The organism is Paraburkholderia nodosa (assembly GCF_001718195.1).
Taxonomy (GTDB): Bacteria; Pseudomonadota; Gammaproteobacteria; order Burkholderiales; family Burkholderiaceae; genus Paraburkholderia; species Paraburkholderia nodosa_A.
Window position 1 is genome coordinate 70,414 of the sequence record NZ_MCNV01000007.1, and the last position, 17,966, is coordinate 88,379.

The window sequence follows — 17,966 nt, forward strand, 5'->3', positions numbered from 1 at the left end:
GCGCGCGATCACTGCGCAGGCCGGCATGTTTCTAAGGATTACTTAGGGTGGGTGAAACAGAAATCATCAATCGAGCGGCCAGCTTTCGCGGCTTGCCGCACGCACGGCTTGCGCCGATTCGAGTGCGAGGGCGTTCTGCGCACGCTGGCGGCAGTCGTTGTAGTCGAGCTTGCGCACGCGCGCCTTGATCGACGGCACCGAAACCGGATCGACGGAAAGCTCCGTCACGCCGAGGCCGACGAGCAGCGGCACCGCGAGCGGATCGCCCGCCAGCGCACCGCACACGCCGACCCACTTGCCGTGCTTGTTCGCGCCTTCGACCGTCGCTGCCACGAGACGCAGCACGGCCGGGTGCAGCCCGTCGGCTTGCGCCGCGAGGTCAGGCTGGCAACGGTCCATCGCGAGCGTGTACTGCGTGAGATCGTTGGTGCCGATCGAGAGGAAATCGGCGTGGCGCGCGAGCTGGTCCGCGAGCAGCGCCGCCGAGGGCACCTCGATCATCACGCCCACTTCGACCGGCTCCGTGCGGCCCGCTTCGCGTGCGAAGGTGTCGATGCGCTCGCGCAGACGCACGAGTTCGCCCACGTCGGTCACCATTGGCAGCAGGATGCGCACCTTGCCCGCGGGCTTCACGGCAACGAGTCCGCGCAGCTGATCGTCGAGCAGATCGGGCCGCACCTGCGCGAGGCGGATGCCGCGCAGACCCAGCGCCGGATTCGGCTCGGGCGGCAGCGTGAGATAGTCGACTTCCTTGTCCGCGCCCACGTCGAGCGTGCGGATGATCGCCGTGCGGCCCGCCAGTGCGTCCGTGATGGCCTGGTAGCTCTGAAGATGTTCGTCCACCGTGGGCGCGGCCTGGCGATGGATGAAGAGCAGCTCCGTGCGCAGCAGCCCCACGGCGTCCGCGCCGTTATCCACCGCCGTGTTGGCATCCTCCAGCGTCGCGATGTTCGCGGCGACTTCCACCGCGTGGCCGTCGCGTGTGGCTGCGGCCTCGTGCGACGTGCGGCGGTTCGCTTCGCGCACGCCGGCCAGGCGCTGCTTTTCGCTGCGCGCGCGTTCGATGTCGAGCGCGCTCGGCGTGTACGCAAAGCGGCCGGCGCTCGCATCGATGACGACTTCGGTGCCCTCGGGCACCGCATGCAGCGCGTCGCCGAGCGCGACGAGCGCCGGAATGCCGGCCTGGCGCGCGATGATCGCGGCGTGCGAGGTCGCGCCGCCGCGCGCCATCACCAGCGCCATCACACGCTTGCGGTCGAGCGAGGCAAGATCGGAAGGCGTGAATTCGTCGGCGGCGAGCACGGCTTCTTCGGGCAGCGTACGCGCGGCCGCGTTCGACAGACCGAGCGCGCGCAGCACGCGCTTTTCGAGGTCGCGCAGGTCGGCGGCGCGCTCCGCGAGCAGCGGATCGTCCACCTTGCCGAGCACCGCAATCTGCGCGCGAATCGCTTCGCGCCACGCGTAGCCGGCGCTCTTGCCGAGGCTGATCGCGTCGCGCGCGGCGTCGACGAGCGTCGGGTCTTCGAGCAGCACGCGGTGCATCGTGAAGATGCCCGCCTCGCCGATCGCGCCGCGCTGCGACGCCGTGCGCACGCTCTGGTTCAGCTCGGCGTCGACAGCGGCGATCGCCTTGTCGAGCGCGCGGCTTTCCGCGGCCGACGTACCGCTCGCGAGTTCGGGCGGCGTCAGTTCGGCTTCGTCCCAGCGCACCAGCTTGCCGACCGCGACGCCCGGCGCGGCGCACACGCCCGCGAGCACGCCCGGCTCGGCGGAGGACGCCACGGCGGCCGCGGCTTCCTGCATCACGGGCGCGGGCGACTGCTGCCGCGCCGGCGCTTCGCCGTGCTCGCCGGGCGCTTCGCGCAGGAGCTCGTTCGCTACGGCGTCCACGGCGCGCTGCGCCTCCAGGCCGATGCCGACGAGTTCGATGGTCGCGCCCTCGCCCGCGCCGAGGGCGAGCAGGCCGACGACGCTCTCGATGGCGGACTTGCGCTCGCCGAAGCGCACCTCGACGCGCGCGTCGATGCCGCGCACCGCTTCGCGCGCCCGCGCCGCGGGCCGCGCATGGAGGCCGCCCGCATGCGTAAGTGTGACGCTGCGGCGCACTTCGTTTGCGATCAATTCATGGGCGGCTGCGATCTCCGCGCCGTCACGCACGCGCAGCACGAGCAGCGCGGACTTGCCCGCTTCGACGTGACCCGCGCCCGCGCGCTCGATCACTTCGAATGCATCCGAATTGGCGATCGCGACGACCGAAACGAGGCTCGGTGCATTGCACGCCACCACGTCGAGATCGAACTCGATCAAGGTGTCGCCGAGCCGCACCTGAGCGCCCTGCGCGACCTTCGGCGTGAAGCCCTTGCCGTTCAGCTCGACGGTGTCGATGCCGACGTGCACGAGCACCTGTGCGCCTTCCGCCGATTGCAGCGTGACCGCGTGGCCGGTGCGTGCGAGATGCACGACGATGCCGTCGCACGGCGCGACGACGCGGCCGACGAGCGGATCGACGCCGATGCCGTCGCCGAACAACCCTTCCGAGAACACCGGATCGGGCACCGACGCGAGCGGCACAACCGGGCCGGTGAGCGGAGAGACCAGTACGATGTGCCCCTCGGCGCGAGTATGCGGATCCATCAGGCGAGACTCCTCGATGCGTTCCATTCGCTTTCCAATCTAGTGTGTTTCGGTGACTTTGTTCAGGTAACGCGGCTCGTCAGGATTGCGGCCGCGCGCGGCGGCAAGGCCCGCCGCCATCACGTAGAACGACAAAATGGCCGCGATGGGATCGAGTGCCGCGTCGGCAGCCGTTTCGAGCGGCAGCGCAGCGCCAGCCACGTCGGCGGGCGCCGCGAGCAGCACGCGCGCACCGCGCTTTTCCATGTCGCGGGCGAACTCGATCAGGCCCGCCTGCTCCGGCCCGCGCGGGGCGAACACGAGCAGCGGGTAATCGCGGTCGATCAGCTCCATCGGGCCGTGGCGCACCTCGGCGCTCGAAAACGCTTCGGCCTGAATGCCCGAGGTTTCCTTGAGCTTGAGCGCAGCCTCCTGCGCAACGGCGAGGCCCGGACCGCGGCCGATCACAATCATCTGTTTCACGTCGCGCAATTCTTCGACGGCCTTCGACCAGTCGAGCGTGCCCGCGCGATCGAGCGCGTCGGGCAGCGCGCGCACGGCGTCGAGGAACGCGGCGTCGCGCTGCCAGAAGCCGACGAGTTGCGCCGACATCGCGAGCATCGCGATATAGCTCTTGGTGGCCGCCACGCTCAGCTCGGGACCGGCGAGCAGCGGCAGCTCCATGCCGGCGGCCTCGGCGAGCGGCGAGCCCGCGACGTTGACCATCGCCGCCGTCAGCGCGCCGGCTTCGCGCAGCGCCTTGATCGTCGCAACCAGATCAGGACTCCTACCTGATTGGGAGAAAGCGAGGGCAAACTGGCTGCGCACACGTAAGGGCGCCTGCTGGAGCGTTGCGATCGACATCGGCAGCGTGGCGACCGGTATGCCGATGCGGCTCATGGTGAGCGCAGCGAAGTAGCTCGCCGCGTGGTCCGAACTGCCGCGCGCAACGGTGAGCGCGACATGGCGCGGTTCGGCCTCGAGCGCGCGGGCGAGCGCCTCGACGCGCGCGGTGTCCGCGAGTTGCGCGGCGACAACGCTGGCCGAGGCCAGCGCTTCCTTAAGCATATTCGACAATCGATTCTCCTTCGACGTAGGTCGCGGTGAGCGCCAGCTCGCGATCGAACACGTTGACATCGGCCCATGCGCCGCGCGCGAGGCGGCCACGGTCTTCGATGCCGAGGTAATCGGCGGCATAGCGCGACAGGCGCGCGGACACGTCTGCGATCGGCAAGCCGATCGAGACGAGGTTGCGCAGCGCCTGGTCCATGGTGAGGGTGCTGCCCGCGAGCGTGCCGTCGGCGAGGCGCACGCCGCCAAGGCACTTCGTCACGTGCTGGCTACCGAGGCGGTATTCGCCGTCGGGCATGCCGGTGGCCGAGGTGCTGTCGGTCACCACATAAAGGCGCGGAATGGCGCGCAGCGCGGCGCGGATCGCGCCCGGATGCACGTGCAGCAGGTCGGGAATGATCTCCGCGTACTCGGCATGCGCGAGCGCCGCGCCGACTACGCCCGGGTTGCGATGGTGCAGCGGCGACATCGCGTTGAAAAGGTGCGTGAAGCCGCAGGCGCCGTGTTTGAGCGCGGCCACGGCGTCGTCGTAGGTCGCGAGCGAGTGGCCGATCTGCACGCGCACGCCGCGCGCCGCCATCTCGCCGATGATCTCGATATGGCCCGCGATCTCGGGCGCCACGGTCACCACGCGAATCGGCGCGATCGAGAGGTACTTGAGCACTTCGTCGAGCACCGCCGAAACGGCGGCGTCGGGCTGCGCGCCGAGCTTGCCCGGATTGATGTACGGCCCTTCGAGGTGCACGCCCAGCACGCGCGCGCCACCCACCGTACGGTTGCGCGTAACGTTGCCGAGGCCCGCGACCACGTTCATCAGCTCGTCGCGCGGGGCGGTCATGGTGGTGGCGAGCAGGCTCGTGGTGCCGTAGCGGGCGTGGGTGCGCGCGATGGTTTCGATCGCGTCGCCGGCTTCCATCACGTCGGCGCCGCCGCCGCCGTGCACGTGCAGGTCGATGAAGCCCGGCAGGATGTAGGGCGCGTCGTTGTTCGCCGGATCGGTGGCCTCGCCCGTGATCGCGGTGATGCGTCCGTTCTCGAACGACAGCGTGCCGTGGATCCAGCCTTCAGGGGTGAGTATGTTTCCGCTCAGCATGAGAGTTTTCCGATGAGGCGCATCGAAGCGCGGTAGGACGTTTCGGTGACGTGCATGAGAGAGACTGCGGCGGCGCTCACTGGCGCAGCTCCGCAACGAAGTCGTAATAGCCGTCGCGGCAATAGGTGTCGGTCAGCTCGATGGCGCGCTGATCGGCGCAAAAGCCCACGCGCGTGATGACGAGCAGCGCCGCGCGCGGCTCGACGCCCATCAGCGCGGCGATTTCGCCCGTCGCGTTGACCGCGCGAAAGTGCTGCAGGGCGCGTACCACGGGCACGCGGTGCTGCTCGAGATACGCATACAGCGAGCCCTCGATGGCTTCCGGGTCGGGCACGATCGACACGGGCAGCGCCGAATGCTCGACGGCCATCACGGTGCCGTCGGCGCGGCGCAAGCGGCGCAGGCTCGCGACCGAGGCGCCCGGAGAGAGGCCGAGCTGCACGATCTCCTCGCGGTGCGCGGGCCGGACCTCGCGCGCGAGCCACACCGAGTCGGGCGTGAAGCCGCGCTGTTCCATTTTCTTCGTGAAGCCCGTGAGGCGCGAAAGCGGGTCTTCCACGCGCGGCGTGATGAAGCTGCCCGCACCGCGTGCGCGCCGGATCAGCCCCTGCTCCACGAGCAGCTCGATCGCCTTGCGCGCGGTGATGCGCGACACGCCGATGGCGTCCGACAGCGTGCGCTCCGAAGGCAGCGCTTCGCCGGCCGACCACACGCCGCAGTGAATGGCCGTGGCAAGGTTGCGCGCCAGCTGCAGATAGAGCGGCGTCACATTGCGCGCATCGGGCATCAGGGCAGACCAACGGGTTTCCATGGACTTGGCGCCAGCGGTGGGACGTTCGTGGGGGGCCGGACGGGCACGCTGCGTCGCAGTGCCGGTGGTGCAGATTGGTCCGGTGTGAAAGCGAGCCCATTATATAACCACAATAAGACCAGTCAACAGAGGCCATCGCGCCGCAGGTGATCTAAGAATATCGTTAAAAATCAATGCATTAAACGAATTCACAAGGCTCCAGCGGGGTGCAGTTCGACATCAGGATTTACCCTGGAGCGGTATCCTGGGGGCGCCACAATGGGACCAGGGTGGCATCAACAGGTTAGCTGACATAGGCCCACCGTAGTACCGCCGTAGGACCAGGATGCGACTGCAGCAGGATCCGTCGCGCAGACCGCGATCGTGCACGCGCAATAAAAAACGCCGTGGCGGTCGCCACGGCGTTCGGGTCCTGCTGAGCTCCCGCGTCGATTGGACGCAGGCAGCCGCTGCTCGAAGGTCCCTTAGAACGACGGAACCATCGAGCCCTTGAACTCGTTCTTGATGAACTGGCGCACGTCTTCCGACTGGTACGCGGCGACCAGCTTTTTCACCCAAGGCTTGTCCTTGTCCTGGGTGCGAACGGCGATCAGGTTCGCGTACGGGCTGTGGATGTCCTCGATGGCGATCGCGTCTTTGGTCGGCTGCAGGCCGGCCGCGAGCGCGTAGTTCGTGTTGATCACGGCGGCGTCCACGTCGCCGAGCGCACGCGGAAGCTGCGCGGCGTCCAGTTCGACGAGCTTGATCTTCTTTCGGTTTTCGGCGAGGTCGAGCGGCGTCGCGTTGTTGCCGTTGACGCCCGCGCCAGCGCGCAGCTTGATCAGGCCCTTGCTTTGCAGGAGCAGCAGCGCGCGGTTTTCGTTCGACGGGTCATTCGGCACGGCGACCTTCGCGCCTTGCGGCAGATCGTTCAGCGATTTGAGCTTCTTCGAGTACACGCCGATGGGCGAGATGTACGTGAGGCCCGCGTTCACGAGCTTGTAGCCGCGCTGCTTGATCTGGCTGTCGAGATACGGGCCGGTCTGGAAGCTGTTGGCGTCGAGCTCGCCGGCGTCGAGCGCGGCGTTCGGCTGCACGTAGTCGTTGAATTCGACGACCTTGACGTTCAGGCCTTCGCGCTTGGCGACCTTCTGGACGACGGCCCAGACTTGCGCGTCCGGACCCGAAACGGTACCGACCTTGATGACCTGGTCGTCGGCGCGTGCGCCGAAGCTGGCTGCGAGCGTGGTGGCGGCGATGCCGGCGAGGAGTGCTTTAATCAGATTTCTGCGCTGCATGAAGACGATGTTCCTGCGTGGTTTTGGTATTGCTCCAGTTCCGTGGCGTTGAGCGCCATCTGCCGGACGATATAAATCGTCTCATATGGAACCGGTTGCGGGAAATAATGAATTCGCATACTGGTATGCGCGCGCAGCCCTGAGGCGTGCGGCGCGCGTTCGCCTCTCGAGGCGAACACGCCGCGCTTCCCTTAGTCGGGATTCGAGCCGAGAAGGATCTTCAGATCGTGCAGCCAGGGCGTGACGCCCTGCCCGTCGCGCGCAAAGAGGCGCAGCTTGCCGGTCGTGTCGAACACGTAGCTCGCGGCGGTGTGATCCATCGTGTAGCTATCCGGCGTGTTGCCGGGCACCTTCGCGTAGTACACGCGGAAATCCTTCGCCACCTGCTTGAGCTGGTCCTCGTTGGCCGGGCGCAGCCCGATGAAGGTCGGATTGAACGCGGCCGCGTACTGGCCCAGGATCTGCGGCGTGTCGCGTTCGGGGTCGACGGTGACGAACAGCACCTGCACGCGCTTCGCCGCATCGGGCCCGAGCTGCTGGAGCGCCTGCGAAAGCTCGGCCATGGTGGTCGGGCAAACGTCCGGACAGTGCGTGTAGCCGAAGAACAGCACGACCACCTTGTCCTTGAAGTCGGCGAGCGTGCGCATCTTGCCGCTGGTGTCGGGCAACGCGAAGTCCTTGCCGAACTGGGTATTGCCGGTGATGTCGAGGTTCGAGAACGCGGGCGGCTGCTGGCCGCAGCCCTCGAGAACCAGCGTGCCGCCGAGTGCGCCTGCAGCGGCAAGCGCGACGACCGTGGCGCGCACGAAGCGCGCAAGCGTGCGGTGGGCCATGTCGTTACGCCGCGATGAGCGCATGCACGTAATGGTCGACGAGCAACGCCATGAACAGCAACGAGAGGTAGACGATCGAATAGCGGAAAGTCTTGCGCGCCAGTGCGTCGGAATATTCGACGTAGATCTTCCACGCGTAGGCGAGGAATACGGCGCCGAGCAGCACGGCCGAAGCCAGATACAGCACGCCGCTCATGCCCGAGATGTACGGCATGAGCGTGACCGCGAACAGGATCACGGTGTAGAGCAGGATGTGCAGACGCGTGTACTTCTCGCCGTGCGTGTTGGGCAGCATCGGCAGGCCGGCGTTTTCGTAGTCCTTGCGGCGGTAGAGCGCGAGCGCCCAGAAGTGCGGCGGCGTCCACACGAAAATGATCAGCACGAGAATCCAGGCGTCGCCGGGCACGTGGCCCGTCACCGCGGCCCAGCCGAGTGCAGGCGGCATGGCGCCCGAGGCGCCGCCGATCACGATGTTCTGCGGCGTGGCCGGCTTGAGCAGCAGCGTGTAGATGATCGCGTAGCCGATGAAGGTCGCGACCGTGAGCCACATGGTGAGCGCATTGGTGAACGTGTACAGCACCCACATGCCCAGGCCGCCGATCACCGCCGAGAAGATCAGGATCTGCGTGCTCGTGATCTCGCCGCGCGCCGAAGGACGCCAGGCAGTCCGACGCATGCGCGCATCGACCTTTTGCTCGACGAGACAGTTGATCGCGAAGGCCGCACCGGCTGTGAGCCAGATGCCGACGGTGCCGCCGATCAGCTGCTTCCAGGGCACCATGCCGGGCACGGCGAGGAACATGCCGATGACGGCGCAAAACACGGCGAGTTGCGTGACGCGCGGCTTGGTGAGCGCGAGATATTGGGAAATCCGGCTACCGGGCGTCTGGGATAGGGTTGTACTTTCCATAGGGCGGGATCACACCGCAGCGGTGTCGCGCGCTGGGAGAACGGCGCGGCCGGGGCGGCTACAAGCAATTCGAAAGTTTAGCACGACGACCAAAAGCAGCAGGATCGCCGCGCCACCGTTGTGCGCCACTGCCACGGGCAGCGGCCACTGCAGCACGATGTTGGATAGCCCTGTCAGAAATTGGATAAAGATCACGATCATGATCCAGTTTGCCGGGCGTCGCAGCGAGGCATAGCGTCGCAACTTGAGGGCGAACCATACCAGATAAGCGATCACGACGAACGCGAAGGTGCGGTGCGTCCAGTGGATCGCGACTAGCGCGTCCTGCGTGATCACGTCGCCGTTGCCGTCCATGCCGAGCGCGCGCCACAGGTGGAAGCCGTGATGGAAATCCATCGGCGGAATCCACGCGCCGTTGCAGGTCGGGAAGTCGGTGCAGGCCAGCACCGCGTAGTTCGTGCTCACCCAGCCGCCCAGCGCGATCTGCAAAACGAGCAGCACGAGCGCCGCCAGCGCGGCCATGCGCCAGCGCGCGGCGTCCGGCTCGTACGCGGGCAGCGGCGTCATGCGCGCGGCGAGCCAGGCGAGCGAGCCGAGCAGCGTGAGGCCGAGCAGCAGGTGCGTCGTGACGATGATGGGTTGCAGCTTCATCGTCACCGTCCACGCGCCGAACACGCCCTGCACGAGGATCAGCCCGAGCAGCGCCGTGGGCCACCACGGCGACACATGCAGCGGCAGGCGCTTGATGCGCGCGCGCCAGGCAATCGCCATCTGCGCGATGATCAGCACACCGATCGCCATGGCGAAATAGCGGTGGATCATCTCGATCCATGCCTTCGTCATGCTCACGGGGCCGCTCGGCATGGCCAGATGCGCCGCGGCAATCTGCACGTGCGCGATGAACGGCGACGACGTGCCGTAGCAGCCCGGCCAGTCAGGACAGCCGAGACCCGAGTCGGTCAGGCGCGTAAAGCCGCCGAACATCACGAGGTCGAGCGTCATGAACGTCGTGAGCCACACGAGCTTGCGAAACTTGTTGTCGTCGGCCTTGACCCAGACCCACGAGAGCGGCAGCAACGCGATGCACAGGCCGATCAGGCCCAGCTCCAGGATAAACATCTCTCTTACTCTTCTCTGTCAGACTCGCGCTGCGCACCTTAACCGATGCGGGACCACTTGAGCAGTTTAGTGACGTCTTGTTTGATTTTCGACGGATCGGCTTGCGCCGGGAATCGCATCATCAGGTTGCCGTTCGGATCGACCAGATAGATGTGGTCGGTGTCGTTCGTCGTCTGCGTCGCGGGCAGCCACGCCGCGACGGCGACCGGATCGGCGCGCAACACGCGCGTGTCCGCGTAGGCGCCCTTCACTTTCGCGGGGACGCTCGTGTCGTCGGTGCGCAGCCAGACCGTGACGATGCGCTCGCGCTCCTGGCCCTGCGTCGCGCGCACCTGGCGCATGAAATAGAGCTTCGTGGCGCAGGCTTCGTCGCAGGCGCCGCCATTCACCGAGATCATCAGCCAGCGGCCCTTGAGCGAGGCGAGCGGCACTTCATGGCCGTCGTCGCCCGTCACCATGAGCGCGCCGGGAATGGGCCGCTGCGGCTCGATGAGCGTGCCATAGCTCGTCGAGCCGCCCTTCGGCTTGATCACGTAGTACGAGAAGTACGAAATCGCGATCGGCGCGCCGCAGATGAGCATGATGATGAGCAGCGTCCAGCGGCCACGCCGCTTCGCGTGATTCTGCGCGGACGTGGCGGCCGGCTGTGCGGCTTGTCTGGCCTGGGCGGAACGGGGGGATTGCGTCGACACTCTCGTGGAACCTCGCTTCTGTCGCTTTCAGTTGTCCATGTGCTGCACGCGCAGCGCCATTGTCCGGATCATGTCGGGATCGAATCGATTCGTCCGACGGATCATCAGGCGTCCTTCGCGCTGCCTGCGTCTTGCCCTGCGGGCTCTTCGGCGTGCCGCCCGGCTTCGCCTTCGGTGCGCGCTTTTGTCGCAGCGCTTTTCGCAGCTTTACGGGCCGCAAACAGACCGAAACCGAGGGCCGCGAGCGCCATGCCCCACCACTGGAGCATGTAGCCGTAGTTGCGCTCGACATCGGTATCCGGCACCGGCCAGTCGCGCACGAGCCCGTCCTTGAAGGCCGGCACGAAGCCGGTTTGCTGGATCACGAACGATTGCAGCGGCAACCCGGTTTCCGCTGCGTAGGAAGCGACGCCGAGATTCTGCCGTATCTTCTGATGCGCTGCAGAGCCACCCGCACCGAGTTCGAACGCACGCGAGGCGTTTGCGCGCGCAATGCCTTCGACTACGACCGGCCCAGGCGGCGTGACATAGGGCGCGATCGCGGTGCGGTCCGCGACGTTGCGCGGCAGCCAGCCGCGATTGACCAGCACGTAGCCGCCGCCTTCGAGTTTAAGCGGCATCACGACATAAAAACCCGGCTGGTCGTTATACGGACGATTGTCGAGATACACCACGCGCTCGGCCAGGAAGGTGCCCGTCGCCCGCACGCGATGGAACTCGATGTCCTTCAGCGGGAGCGGCGCGGCGCCCACTGGTTGCGGCGCAGACGATTCGTACTGCGTGATTTGCGCCTGCAGCGCCTCCTTCTGATGCGCGCGGTCGCGCTGCCAGAAGCCGAGCCGGATCGTCACGGCCATCACGATCAGGATGAGCAGCGTGGGGACGAGCCGGATTTTCATTGGGCACGTCCGATGCGTGAGATACCGGTGATCGAACCCCGCGCCACGCAGCGTGGTGCGATAATGAGACAGACGTTTTCAGGCATGCCAAATTCCGTGAACTTCATGCACATACTCGTCCCCGTTGCGTTCGCGCTGATCATCGCGAGCATGATCTCCGCGCTCTACTTCATGATGCACGACCGGGGCCGCACCAAGCGGATGGTCTGGTCGCTCGCCACGCGCGTGGGCCTTTCCATCTCGCTCTTTCTGTTCATCCTGTTCGCGCACTGGATGGGCTGGATTCAGTCCACCGGGATTCCCTACGGTCGCTGAGCACCGCTGACCGTCACCGAACACCGCCGCGCAAACCGCATTCCGGAAAACACAAGGCGCCGCGCCGACGAGGTCGGGGGGCGCCTTGTTTCGTTCCCGGCTCGCGCGCCGCGGCCTGCGCGGCGCACCCCGCATCACAGCCAGTACACGACGACGTAGAGGCCGAGCCACACCACATCGACGAAGTGCCAGTACCATGCCGCGCCTTCGAAGGCGAAGTGATGCTCCGCGGTGAAGTGGCCGCGAATGAGCCGGATCATCACGACGGTCAGCATGGTGCCGCCCAGGAACACGTGGAAGCCGTGGAAGCCCGTGAGCAGGAAGAAGGTCGAACCGTAGATGCCCGAAGCGAGCGTGAGATTCAGCTCGCCGTACGCGTGGATGTACTCGAACGCCTGCAGGAAGAGGAAGCACACGCCCAGCACGATCGTCGCGGCGAGCCAGGCGATGGCCTTCGAGCGATGGTTGTCGCGCAGCGCGTGGTGCGAAACGGTGAGCGTCGCGCCCGAGGAAAGGAGCAGCGCCGTGTTGATGGTCGGCACGGGCCACGGCGTCATCGAGCGGAAGTGCGAGACCAGCGCTGCGGGACCGTTGTTCGGCCACACCGCGGAGAAGTCCGGCCAGATCAGCCTGTAGTCGAGGCTGCCGAGCTGATGCAGGGCGATCGCGCGCGCGTAGAAAAGCGCACCGAAGAACGCGCCGAAGAACATCACTTCGGAGAAGATGAACCAGCTCATGCTCCACCGGTACGACACATCGACGCGCTTGCCGTACATGCCGCCTTCGGACTCGGCGATGGCGTCGCCGAACCAGTGCCACAGCGTGAAGAGCAGCCACAGCAGGCCGACGAGCACACCGATCGGCCCCCACGACTCGCCGTTGATCCACGAGGCGAGCGACCCGAGCATGACCACAAGCCCAATGGACGCGCTGATCGGATGCCGCGACGGGTGCGGTACGAAGTAGTACGGGCTATCGTTTTGGCCGCTCATGCCTGTTTCTCCAGTTTCCAGTTGCACCGGACATCGCCGGCTGCATTTGTCCGAGTGTGTCCTCGTTATTCACTGCTTCGTGCGCAGCGTTGCGCGCACTCGCTCATCCCACCACCGCGTGCACGATCAACAGCAGCACGACGATGAACAGCACTGCGCCGATGATGCCCGCGATGATCAACTGCACGGGGTGCAGGTTCGCCGCGTCGTCTTCGAGGTCGGCGCGCTTGCGCACGCCGAGAAAGGACCACGCCACCGCTTTCATCAACTGCAGGATGCCGCCCTTCTTCTTCGCCGGCCCCGCTCCGCCATGTTCGTCACTCATGCGCCTTTCGCCTCCTGGCATCGTTGACTTCGGCGCTGAAGGCTCACGCGCCCGCCGATTGCTTCGGCGGCGGCGGCACAGCCGGCTTGTTCAGCTCGAAGAACGTGTACGACAGCGTGATCGTCTTCACGTCTTTCGGCAGCTTCGGGTCGATCACGAACACCACCGGCATGCGCTTGGTCTCGTTCGCCTTCAGGACCTGCTGCGTGAAGCAGAAGCATTCGATCTTGCGGAAGTACTCCGTCGCCTGCTTCGGCGCGTAGCTCGGAATGGCCTGCGCGTCGATCGTGCGTCCTTCGTTGTTCGAAATGTCGTACATCACCGTCATGACTTCGCCCGGATGCACGTCGAGGCTCGTCTGCTCCGGCTTGAAGCCGAGCAGCCCGCGTGCGTTCGCGTCGAACTCGACCGAGATCGTGCGCGTCATGTCCACCTGCGTGTTGCGCGCCTCGCGCTCCGTGGCGTCGCGCTGCACCAGGTTGTTGATGCCTGTGACCTGGCAGATCGCTCGATACATCGGCACCAGCGCAAAACCGAAACCGAACATCAGCAGCGCCACCACGGCGAGCTTGATGAGCATCGACCGGTTGAATGCGCGATCATTTCCAGCTTGCGTGGACATCGAACTTCCTCGAACGATCTTCCGGCAAACGCCCTGCGCGTCAGTGGCCGGGGAAATACACCTGCTTGACGACGGCCGCCACAAAGAAACCGACTACGACAGCCAGCAAGATGAGGCCGAGCCGCAGATTGCCCGCGCGGATCTGCTCGGGCGTGCGTCTTTTTTGTGGATCCCGGGTCATGCGTTCAGCGCGGTTGGCCGCGGCTTCTCCTTGCATCGTGAATCGCCTCTCGTACGTGCTCCGATGAAGACTGCGTGAAGACCGCGTGCTTCGTTCGCGTCCGGCTGCGCACAGCCGGACGCCACCCACTCAACGGGTTACTCGACCGTCGGCGGGTTCTCGAACGTGTGGAACGGCGCCGGGCTCGGCACGGTCCACTCGAGGCCCGTTGCGCCGTCCCACGGCTTGTCGCCGGCCTGTTCCAGCTCGCCGCCGCCGCGATACGCGGGCAGCGCGACAAAGAACAGGAAGTACACCTGAGAAAGCCCGAAGCCGAAGGCGCCGATCGTGATCACCTGGTTCCAGTCGGTGAACTGGGCCGGATAGTCGGCATAGCGTCGCGGCATGCCGGCCAGGCCGACGAAGTGCATCGGCAGGAACGCGAGGTTGAAGAAGATGAGCGAGCACCAGAAGTGGATCTTGCCGCGCGTCTCGTTGTACATCCAGCCGGTCCATTTTGGCGCCCAGTAGTACCACCCTGAGAACAACGCGAATAATGACCCCGCCACCAGCACGTAGTGGAAGTGCGCCACCACGAAGTAAGTGCCGTGATACTGGATGTCGAGCGGCGCCATGGCGAGCATCAGGCCCGAGAGACCGCCGAACGTGAACACGATCAGGAAGCCCACGGCCCACAGCATCGGCGTTTCGAACGAGAGCGAGCCGCGCCACATCGTGGCGACCCAGTTGAACACTTTCACGCCCGTCGGCACGGCGATCAGCATCGTCGCGTACATGAAGAAGAGCTGGCCCGTGACCGGCATGCCGGTGGCGAACATGTGGTGCGCCCAGACCATGAACGAGAGAATCGCGATCGACGCCGTGGCGTACACCATCGAGCTATAGCCGAACAGCGGCTTGCGCGAGAACGCCGGAATCACCTGCGAAACGATCCCGAACGCCGGCAAGATCATGATGTAGACCTCGGGGTGCCCGAAGAACCAGAAGATGTGCTGGTACATCACCGGGTCGCCGCCGCCGGCCGCGTTGAAGAAGCTCGTGCCGAAGTGGCGGTCGAACAGCAGCATCGTGATGGCGCCCGCGAGCACCGGCATCACGGCGATCAGCAGGTAGGCGGTGATGAGCCACGTCCACACGAACATCGGCATCTTCATGAGCGTCATGCCGGGGGCGCGCAGATTCAGGATCGTCACGACGATGTTGATACCGCCCATGATCGACGAGGCGCCCATCATGTGCAGCGCGAAGATCGCGAAGTCCATGCCCGGGCCCATCTGCGTGGAAAGCGGCGCGTAGAGCGTCCAGCCCGCGGCGGTCGCGCCGCCCGGCGAGAAGAACGAGCCGACCAGCAGGCAGCCGGCGGCGGGCAGCAGCCAGAAGCTGAAGTTGTTCATGCGCGCGAACGCCATGTCCGAGGCGCCGATCTGCAGCGGAATCATCCAGTTCGCGAAGCCCACGAACGCCGGCATGATCGCGCCGAACACCATGATGAGACCGTGCATCGTGGTGAGCTGGTTGAAGAACTCGGGGCGCATGATCTGCATGCCCGGCTCGAACAGCTCCGCACGAATGGCGAGCGCCATGACGCCGCCCGAGAGGAACATCACGAACGAGAAGAGCAGATATAGCGTTCCGATGTCCTTGTGATTCGTCGCGAGCAGCCAGCGGCGCCAGCCGTGGGGCGTGGCGTGCGCGTGGTCGCCGTGCACGTGACCGTGCCCGCCAGCTACATCGTGTCCGATGCTAGACATGTCTTATCTCCTGTCGGTCCGAAGTTGGCGCTTTGGCGCCTGACTCCAGCCCCATGCAATTGAAATGCTGAAGCGAATTGCTTTTGCGTCTCTTGCTGCTTGTTCTTATGGCGCGGGCCCGTTCAGGCCGCCGCGCTGATCTCCACCCGACGCGCTTCTTTCGCGTTCGCGCCGCCCGTGATCGTTTCCGGCTTCTTCAGAATGATGTGGTCTTCCGCAATGCCTGCCGCCTTCATCGCGTCGCGCACCGCTTGCGCGCGGCGCTTTGCGAGGTCGGCGTTCGTGCTGGCGTTGCCGCTCGAATCGGTGTAGCCCGACAGCGTGAACTTCGCGTCCGGATGCGCCTTCGCGTAGTCGGCTGCCGCCTGGATGGCGTCCTTCGCGTCGGCGGGCAGCGTGCTCTTGCCCACTTCGAAGTAGACGCTCGCCGGCAACGCGGCTGCGCTCGGCGCCGCTGCGGCCGACGCCTGATCCGCGCCGCTTGCGGGGGCCGCGCCGCTCGCCGCGCTCGCTTCGGCCGCCCCGCTGGCGGCTTCCGCGCCGCTTGCCGCGGCCGCGCCGCTCGCACCGCCCTCGCCCGCTGCCGCCGTCGTGCCGCCGCCCTCGGGCATCTTGCCGTTACGCGCGTCGGCCACCTGACGCGGCTGCAGAATGTCGCCGGTGTGGTTGCCCCACGAGTTACGCTCGAACGTGATGACCGATGCGATCTCGACGTCGTTGAGCGTCGGCGCCCATGATGGCATGGCGTTCTTGCCGTGCAGGACGATGCTCACGTGCTCCGCGAGCGGACCCTGAACGACCTTGCTGCCGTCGAGCGCCGGGAACGCGCCCGCGCCCTTGCCGGTGGGCTGGTGGCACACCGCGCAGTTCGAGTTGTAGATCTTTTCGCCGCGCTCCTTGAGCTCGGCCAGCGTGTAGGTCTTGTTCGGGTCGTCGTTGGCAGAGGCCATCTTTGCCTTTTGCGTATCGACCCACTTCGCGTAGTCCTCGTCGGAGAGCACCTCGACGACGACCGGCATGAACGCGTGCTCCTTGCCGCACAGCTCGGTACAGAAGCCGCGATAGGTGCCGACCTTGTCGGCCCTGAACCACGTGTCGCGCACGAAGCCCGGAATCGCGTCCTGCTTCACGCCGAACGCGGGCACGTACCACGAGTGCACGACGTCGTTGGCCGTGGTGATGACGCGGATTTTCTTGTTGACCGGCACGACGAGCGGATTGTCGACTTCCTGCAGGTACGTATCGGTGATCGGCACGCGGTTGTTCACCTCGGAGCGCGGCGTGCTGAGCGTGGAGAGGAAGTTGATGCCTTCGCCCGGCCCCTTCACGTAGTCGTAGCCCCATTTCCACTGGTAGCCCGTGACCTTTACGGTGAGGTCGGCGTTGGAGGTGTCCTTCATCGCGACGACGGCCTTGGTGGCGGGCAGCGCCATCAGCACGACGATGATGAACGGCACCACCGTCCAGATGATTTCGACCGTGGTGCTCTCATGAAAGTGAGCGGCCTTGTGGCCCTTCGCCTTACGGTGCGCGTAGATCGAATAGAACATGACGCCGAACACGCCGACGAAAATCACGACGCACAAGAGCAGCATCATCATGTGGAGGCTGTAAAGCTCTTCGGCGATGCGCGTGACGGGCGGCTGGAAATTGATCTCGTTGACCGCAGGGCCGCCTGGGCTGTCTCCGACTGCGAGTGCCGCGCCGGCGACGAGGAATCCGCTGCACGCCAGCACGCCCTGGAGGGCTCGCTTGATTGTTTTCATAGCTTCCTTACCCATAATTTCCATTCAAACCCTCGACCCCGCAGGAAGGTTTTGCAACCAGGGCGCCCCCTGGGACGCTCGTACCGCCAACCGGCAAGCTCACGCGCCGCGCATCAAGGCGCGCGCGCAAGCCAGGCACGCAGTTCCCGCGCGAACTGCGCACGCCGATATTGCGGCAGATGCAACCCGACAGCGACCGCCTGACCGCGGGACACGAGACGCACCGGGTCGCGTGGGGTCGCGCCCGGCTCGACCCGGACCCAGCGGGGATTGAATTCGAACTGCGTGAGCGCGTCGGCGCTCATCTGTTCGATCACCAGCCGGTTCGGATAAAGCCTGATACGTTCGTAATCGACAGCATGGCGCGCATAGATGACAAAAGCGCCGCCTACTACCAACAGATCGATACCGGTAAACGGCAAAACCAGCCAGGCGCCGTGGATCAACAACAGAACGGCGATCGCGATGGAAACCAGCGCCAGCGAAACATAGAAGAACACGAATTGCCTGGGCGAAACCGAACAGTTGCGCTTCATGATCCAGTCTTTCAGGACCGGTTCCGGACTCGCCAGCAGATCAGACGCCTGCATCGCTCGCTTCCCCCACTTGCAACTTCGCCAGACTATCGCCGCGTCGCGCCTCGCACAACTACGGGAACATCTGGACTTGCCACAACGGAATTTGGGGACCCTTCCG

At 65.7% G+C, this 17,966-nt stretch carries 18 protein-coding genes; 1 reads left to right on the forward strand and 17 read right to left on the reverse strand.

Annotated elements, in window-relative coordinates; translation table 11 throughout:
- Positions 1-66: 66 nt before the first annotated feature.
- From ptsP to BFD71_RS14545, 10 genes are all read right to left on the reverse strand, one after another.
- The gene (gene ptsP / locus BFD71_RS14500; protein ID WP_069264910.1) at positions 67-2,661 is read right to left on the reverse strand and encodes a phosphoenolpyruvate--protein phosphotransferase; all 2,595 of its coding nucleotides are present in this window, start codon (positions 2,659-2,661) and stop codon (positions 67-69) included.
- 12 nt (positions 2,662-2,673) lie between these two features.
- The gene (locus tag BFD71_RS14505; RefSeq protein WP_069264913.1) at positions 2,674-3,681 is read right to left on the reverse strand and encodes an SIS domain-containing protein; all 1,008 of its coding nucleotides are present in this window, start codon (positions 3,679-3,681) and stop codon (positions 2,674-2,676) included.
- Entirely contained in the window at positions 3,674-4,777 is a 1,104-nt protein-coding gene (gene nagA, locus BFD71_RS14510; protein WP_069264917.1) for an N-acetylglucosamine-6-phosphate deacetylase, read from the reverse strand. The genes BFD71_RS14505 and nagA overlap by 8 nt, the downstream gene beginning before the upstream one ends.
- 76 nt (positions 4,778-4,853) lie before the next feature.
- Entirely contained in the window at positions 4,854-5,588 is a 735-nt protein-coding gene (locus BFD71_RS14515) for a GntR family transcriptional regulator (protein WP_069264920.1), read from the reverse strand.
- A 464-nt stretch (positions 5,589-6,052) separates the two neighbouring features.
- A complete protein-coding gene (locus BFD71_RS14520; RefSeq protein ID WP_069264923.1) occupies positions 6,053-6,865 on the reverse strand; it encodes a MetQ/NlpA family ABC transporter substrate-binding protein in 813 nt (270 codons plus the stop codon).
- Positions 6,866-7,056: 191 nt separating this feature from the next.
- A complete protein-coding gene (locus BFD71_RS14525; protein WP_069264925.1) occupies positions 7,057-7,698 on the reverse strand; it encodes an SCO family protein in 642 nt (213 codons plus the stop codon).
- Positions 7,699-7,702: 4 nt separating this feature from the next.
- Positions 7,703-8,608, reverse strand: a complete 906-nt coding sequence (gene cyoE, locus BFD71_RS14530) for a heme o synthase (RefSeq protein ID WP_069264928.1) — start codon at positions 8,606-8,608, stop codon at positions 7,703-7,705.
- A gap of 9 nt (positions 8,609-8,617) precedes the next feature.
- The gene (locus BFD71_RS14535; RefSeq protein WP_069264931.1) at positions 8,618-9,727 is read right to left on the reverse strand and encodes a COX15/CtaA family protein; all 1,110 of its coding nucleotides are present in this window, start codon (positions 9,725-9,727) and stop codon (positions 8,618-8,620) included.
- 38 nt (positions 9,728-9,765) lie between these two features.
- Positions 9,766-10,419: an SCO family protein gene (locus BFD71_RS14540; RefSeq protein ID WP_069264933.1), complete on the reverse strand. Its 654-nt coding sequence runs from the start codon at positions 10,417-10,419 to the stop codon at positions 9,766-9,768.
- 104 nt (positions 10,420-10,523) lie between these two features.
- On the reverse strand, positions 10,524-11,318 hold the full coding sequence (locus tag BFD71_RS14545) for an SURF1 family protein (protein WP_069264935.1): 795 nt from the start codon (positions 11,316-11,318) through the stop codon (positions 10,524-10,526).
- 105 nt (positions 11,319-11,423) lie between these two features.
- On the opposite strand from BFD71_RS14545, the gene BFD71_RS14550 reads away from it, so the two are divergent.
- On the forward strand, positions 11,424-11,633 hold the full coding sequence (locus tag BFD71_RS14550) for a twin transmembrane helix small protein (protein ID WP_028201826.1): 210 nt from the start codon (positions 11,424-11,426) through the stop codon (positions 11,631-11,633).
- Positions 11,634-11,767: 134 nt separating this feature from the next.
- Here the strand turns inward: BFD71_RS14550 and BFD71_RS14555 are convergent, their stop codons facing one another.
- The 7 genes from BFD71_RS14555 to BFD71_RS14580 form a co-directional block, all read right to left on the reverse strand.
- Positions 11,768-12,625 carry a cytochrome c oxidase subunit 3 gene (locus tag BFD71_RS14555; RefSeq protein WP_069264937.1) on the reverse strand — a complete coding sequence of 286 codons (858 nt, stop codon included), beginning with the start codon at positions 12,623-12,625 and terminating at the stop codon, positions 11,768-11,770.
- Between the two features lie 103 nt (positions 12,626-12,728).
- Positions 12,729-12,950, reverse strand: a complete 222-nt coding sequence (locus tag BFD71_RS14560; protein ID WP_069264939.1) for a DUF2970 domain-containing protein — start codon at positions 12,948-12,950, stop codon at positions 12,729-12,731.
- 43 nt (positions 12,951-12,993) lie between these two features.
- A complete protein-coding gene (locus BFD71_RS14565; RefSeq protein WP_069264941.1) occupies positions 12,994-13,572 on the reverse strand; it encodes a cytochrome c oxidase assembly protein in 579 nt (192 codons plus the stop codon).
- A gap of 40 nt (positions 13,573-13,612) precedes the next feature.
- Complete coding sequence (locus tag BFD71_RS41440; RefSeq protein ID WP_208867222.1) at positions 13,613-13,753, reverse strand: cytochrome oxidase small assembly protein; 141 nt, start codon at positions 13,751-13,753, stop codon at positions 13,613-13,615.
- Positions 13,754-13,890: 137 nt separating this feature from the next.
- Positions 13,891-15,504, reverse strand: a complete 1,614-nt coding sequence (gene ctaD / locus BFD71_RS14570) for a cytochrome c oxidase subunit I (RefSeq protein WP_069264943.1) — start codon at positions 15,502-15,504, stop codon at positions 13,891-13,893.
- A gap of 122 nt (positions 15,505-15,626) precedes the next feature.
- On the reverse strand, positions 15,627-17,294 hold the full coding sequence (coxB, locus tag BFD71_RS14575) for a cytochrome c oxidase subunit II (protein WP_069264945.1): 1,668 nt from the start codon (positions 17,292-17,294) through the stop codon (positions 15,627-15,629).
- Positions 17,295-17,383: 89 nt separating this feature from the next.
- Positions 17,384-17,860, reverse strand: coding sequence for a DUF2244 domain-containing protein (locus BFD71_RS14580; RefSeq protein WP_069264947.1), 477 nt, complete (start codon positions 17,858-17,860; stop codon positions 17,384-17,386).
- Positions 17,861-17,966 lie beyond the last annotated feature (106 nt).

Coding starts and splice junctions, on each gene's coding strand:
- BFD71_RS14520 (WP_069264923.1), bottom strand. CDS start 6,865: ATGCAGCGCAGAAATCTGATTAAAGCACTCCTCGCCGGCATCGCCGCC.
- BFD71_RS41440 (WP_208867222.1), bottom strand. CDS start 13,753: ATGACCCGGGATCCACAAAAAAGACGCACGCCCGAGCAGATCCGCGCG.
- BFD71_RS14525 (WP_069264925.1), bottom strand. CDS start 7,698: ATGGCCCACCGCACGCTTGCGCGCTTCGTGCGCGCCACGGTCGTCGCG.
- BFD71_RS14515 (WP_069264920.1), bottom strand. CDS start 5,588: ATGGAAACCCGTTGGTCTGCCCTGATGCCCGATGCGCGCAATGTGACG.
- nagA (WP_069264917.1), bottom strand. CDS start 4,777: ATGCTGAGCGGAAACATACTCACCCCTGAAGGCTGGATCCACGGCACG.
- BFD71_RS14545 (WP_069264935.1), bottom strand. CDS start 11,318: ATGAAAATCCGGCTCGTCCCCACGCTGCTCATCCTGATCGTGATGGCC.
- ctaD (WP_069264943.1), bottom strand. CDS start 15,504: ATGTCTAGCATCGGACACGATGTAGCTGGCGGGCACGGTCACGTGCAC.
- BFD71_RS14555 (WP_069264937.1), bottom strand. CDS start 12,625: ATGAGCGGCCAAAACGATAGCCCGTACTACTTCGTACCGCACCCGTCG.
- BFD71_RS14580 (WP_069264947.1), bottom strand. CDS start 17,860: ATGCAGGCGTCTGATCTGCTGGCGAGTCCGGAACCGGTCCTGAAAGAC.
- coxB (WP_069264945.1), bottom strand. CDS start 17,294: ATGGAAATTATGGGTAAGGAAGCTATGAAAACAATCAAGCGAGCCCTC.
- BFD71_RS14565 (WP_069264941.1), bottom strand. CDS start 13,572: ATGTCCACGCAAGCTGGAAATGATCGCGCATTCAACCGGTCGATGCTC.
- cyoE (WP_069264928.1), bottom strand. CDS start 8,608: ATGGAAAGTACAACCCTATCCCAGACGCCCGGTAGCCGGATTTCCCAA.
- BFD71_RS14505 (WP_069264913.1), bottom strand. CDS start 3,681: ATGCTTAAGGAAGCGCTGGCCTCGGCCAGCGTTGTCGCCGCGCAACTC.
- BFD71_RS14560 (WP_069264939.1), bottom strand. CDS start 12,950: ATGAGTGACGAACATGGCGGAGCGGGGCCGGCGAAGAAGAAGGGCGGC.
- ptsP (WP_069264910.1), bottom strand. CDS start 2,661: ATGGAACGCATCGAGGAGTCTCGCCTGATGGATCCGCATACTCGCGCC.
- BFD71_RS14535 (WP_069264931.1), bottom strand. CDS start 9,727: ATGTTTATCCTGGAGCTGGGCCTGATCGGCCTGTGCATCGCGTTGCTG.
- BFD71_RS14550 (WP_028201826.1), top strand. CDS start 11,424: ATGCACATACTCGTCCCCGTTGCGTTCGCGCTGATCATCGCGAGCATG.